Source organism: Pseudomonas sp. PS02303 (assembly GCF_029959925.1).
GTDB lineage: Bacteria > Pseudomonadota > Gammaproteobacteria > Pseudomonadales > Pseudomonadaceae > Aquipseudomonas > Aquipseudomonas mandelii.
The window spans coordinates 1-1,961 of the sequence record NZ_JASCOM010000485.1 but is presented as its reverse complement, the minus strand read 5'-3'; the positions used below and the strand labels follow the sequence as shown (position 1 = coordinate 1,961).

The 1,961-nt window shown below is 61.4% G+C and carries 1 protein-coding gene; it reads right to left on the bottom strand.

Annotated features, from left to right (window positions below; genetic code table 11):
• Positions 1 to 122 precede the first annotated feature (122 nt).
• Positions 123 to 1,727: a methyl-accepting chemotaxis protein gene (locus QMX98_RS34320; protein WP_077749719.1), complete on the bottom strand. Its 1,605-nt coding sequence runs from the start codon at positions 1,725 to 1,727 to the stop codon at positions 123 to 125.
• Positions 1,728 to 1,961 lie beyond the last annotated feature (234 nt).

The following is a 1,961-nucleotide window of genomic DNA, read 5'->3' as shown; positions in this document are numbered from 1 at the left end:
GAGCTTGCTCCCGTTGGACTGCGCCGCAGGCCCATCTTGGGGCCGCTATGCAGCCCAGCGGGAGCAAGCTCCCTCGCCACAGTTGAGTTTCAGGCTTGCTCACCGGTTATCATGTTGAGCATCTAGCGAGGACTTTGCGGTTTGTACCCCAACCGCAACCCACCCCAATGCCGCCCCTTGAGCATGATCGGCACCGAAAGGTCGTGCATCAGTTCGCCTGTGTCGCGGGTGTAAGTCTGCAACAACACCGGCTGTTGATGGCTGCCACAGCGGATGCCGGTGCGGTCGGCAAATTTGCGCTTGGTGCGGTTTTGGACCGTATCGACCTGCGCATCGCCGGTCAGCGGTTGGCTGAAAATTTTGTTATGGGTGGGCACGTAACCCTGCTGGGTACAGGCGATGGCAAACACCAGGCCTTCATGGCGCGGCAGCAACGGTTCCTGGATGGCGGGCAAGACCTGATCGGTGTAACGATCAAAACGCGTCTGAAACTTGGCCGGGCTGGTGTTGGGGATCGCCTGGTAATTGCGATCAAACAGATCATCGAGGCTGACACGGCCCTGATCAATATCCGCTTCGAAGCGCGCGGCAATCTGGCTGGCGCCTTCGCGGGCCAGGTCATAGATGCGTTGGTGGTAGTCATCCAGCCCGACTTCGGCCAGACGCTCGCTGATGGTTTCGGCCTGGCCTTCCATTTGCACCGCAGCCTGGGCCAGGCGCTGGGTCTGTTGGTCGCTGATCGCCAGGTCGCTGCGCATCTGTTCAATGGCATGGAACAGGCTGTCGAGTTGTTCGCGGTTGGTGTCCGCCCCCTTGGCGATTTCCCCGACCTGATGCTCGACGCCGGCAGCCAGGCGCGCGATGTTTTCCAGGTGCTGGCCGGTGTGCTCGACCTGCTTGACGCCGATGTCGAGGTCGCTGGACAGTTGGCGGATCTGCTCCACCACCTGCGCCGTGCGTTGCTGGATATCGGCGACCATCTCCCCGACTTCGCCAGTCGCCGTCGCCGTGCGCGCCGCCAGGCCGCGAACCTCATCCGCCACCACCGCGAACCCGCGACCATGTTCCCCGGCCCGAGCCGCTTCAATCGCGGCGTTCAAGGCCAGCAGGTTGGTCTGACTGGCGATGGACTGAATCACCAGGGTGACCCGTTGAATATCGTCGCTGCGCAGGCTCAGGGCTTCGATCAGTTCACGGCTGTTATTGGCGCGCTGACTGAGCTGATGCATACGGCTGATGGACTCGATCAGTTCCGTGCGCCCTGCTGCGCTGCTCTGATGAGCTTCGCTGGCGGCACTGAGGGCTTCGCGGCTGAGTTTCGACGTGGCTTGTTCGGTCCCGATCATCACTTCGGCGTTGCTGACGATTTGCGCCGCCGCGTCGAGTTGCGATTGCAGTTTGTCCGCCAGTTGCTTGACCGAAAAGGCCACGCCCGCGGCCGACAAAGCGTTATGACTGGTGGTGTAGGAAAGATCGCGAGTCAACTCGGCGATAGCGCTGGCGCCGTCGGCGGGCGCTGCTTCGGGCGTGGCGCGCGAGCGCAGGCGAGGCAGCCAGATCACCAGCACCGCCAGTGGCAGGCAAAGGTAAAGCGACCAGCCACCCAACGCCATGCCGCACAGCAAGAGCATCAGGGCGATGCTTTGCAGCGTTGGCGTCAGCCAAAGGTTTTTCGGCAAAAACACTGGTGCAGGCACTGCCGCAACCAGAGATCCGTCTCTCGTCATCTTCGTCACCCCAAGGCTCTTCTAATTGTTGTGCATGCATTAAACGCCACCACAAGGCCATTATCTATGGTCCATTAGTAGTGGGCGTTGCAGCAGATCAATAGAAGTGCCTGAGGTTTTCGCAGACGGCAAAAAGCATCGCGGGCAAGCCTCGCTCCTGCAGGTTCATCGTGAACCTTGGGAGCGGGCTTGCCCGCGCTGCGGGGCGCTACGAAATCAGGCCTGACGCTGGTG